Consider the following 1657-nt stretch of genomic DNA (forward strand, 5'->3'; position numbering starts at 1 on the left):
TACGATTTATAACGGGTATTTTCTCGATAAAAAGCCGACAGCCGGGAGTATCCGACGCAAACATCTGTTAGTCTGCACGATACATTTCAACGGAGCTTTTAACACCCGTTACGGCGCAATCGGCTGAACCTGAGCTTTCCCAAAAGCGGCGGTCATATGGCCATTGCCGTGTCGGTTACTGTCCGGTAACCGATTTTATCGGATTGTATCCTGATTAACAGCTTCTTGCTGCAAATCTGCGGGTTTGCAGGTTACCAGTCCGTAACCGTCGGTCAATAAAATCGGGATAAAAAATCCAGTCCTGGAAACGATAGACATGAAACACGACAAAAAGAGATTCCAGAAATGACAGAAACAAAGAACACATTCCGCATCCTCTTCTATATCAAACGCAATGCGCTCCTCAGGAACGGATCGGCGCCGATCATGGGCCGTATCACGATCAACGGCGAACGCGCGCAGTTCTCCACACGGTTGTCCGTCGATCCGCAGGTCTGGGATCCCCACTCGGGACGGGTGCTCGGACGCCGTGCGCCGGCCGAACGAATCAACGAACGGCTCGACCGCATCCGGATGCGTCTCGAACAGTGCTACGAATCACTGCTCGACCACGCACAACACCTTACGCCGAATGCCGTAAAGAACCTCTTTTTCGGTCGGGAACAGCACCGGGAACAGCTGCTCGGATTTTTCCGTCGCCACAACGAGGAGTTCGGCCGCATGGTGGGCATCAACCGCAGCAAAGCCACCTTTTATAAATATAGGTGCGTCTGCAACCACCTCGAAAGTTACATCCGGACTCGATACGGGCGCGATGATCTGGAGTTCGGAGAGCTCGACCGGGAGTTCCTCTACGGCTTCCACCGCCACATTTCGGGAGCGTGCGGCTGCAGCAAGAACACGATCTGGATCTACATGATCGCCCTCAAACACATTCTGGCGCAGGCCCGCAGCCGCGGCTACCTGAAAGCGGACCTGTTCGCCGGCTACAAAATCCGCAGCGAGCGGGTTTCGCGCGGATATTTGTCCATCGAAGAGATCCGACGGCTGATCCGGCTGGATTTGCCCGACCGCACGCAACGGCTGATTCGGGACGCCTTTCTGTTCGGATGCTTCACGGGACTCTCCTATGTGGACATCCGGCAGCTTACGCCACAGAATATCCAGTATCAGGATCGGCAGATCTGGATCTGCACGAGTCGCTGCAAAACAGCCTCAGAGGTCAGCGTGCGCCTGTTTCCGGTTGCGGAAGCGATTCTGTCCCGTCATCTGCCGGTCCCGGAAGACGGCCGGATTTTCGACCTGCCCACAAACGGATGGTGCAATGCCTGCCTGCAGGTCGTTCTGCAGCAGGCGGGCATATCGCGCCACATCACGTTCCATTGCGCCCGGCACACCTTCGCCACCACCATCACGCTGTCACAGGGGGTGGCAATCGAGACGATCTGCAAGTTGCTCGGGCACAAAAACATACGCACCACACAGATCTATGCGACACTCACCCATGCAAAGCTGGCAAACGATATGGAGTTATTGTCCGAACGGCTCGAAAAGCAATTTGCGCCATGAATCGGCATCCTTGTATTTCGGATTGCACCAAGAGTAAGAAAATTTTGAAACAAGGCTTTTATCGAGAAAATACCCGTTATAAATCGTA

Annotated in this window: 1 protein-coding gene; it reads left to right on the forward strand. The window is 54.3% G+C overall.

Features of this window, described 5'->3' with window-relative positions:
- The first annotated feature begins 345 nt into the window (after positions 1 to 345).
- Positions 346 to 1569, forward strand: a complete 1224-nt coding sequence (locus tag QZL63_RS04180) for a site-specific integrase (RefSeq protein ID WP_022308074.1) — start codon at positions 346 to 348, stop codon at positions 1567 to 1569.
- Positions 1570 to 1657: the final 88 nt, after the last annotated feature.

This window comes from Alistipes sp. CAG:268 (assembly GCA_000434235.1).
GTDB lineage: Bacteria > Bacteroidota > Bacteroidia > Bacteroidales > Rikenellaceae > Alistipes > Alistipes avistercoris.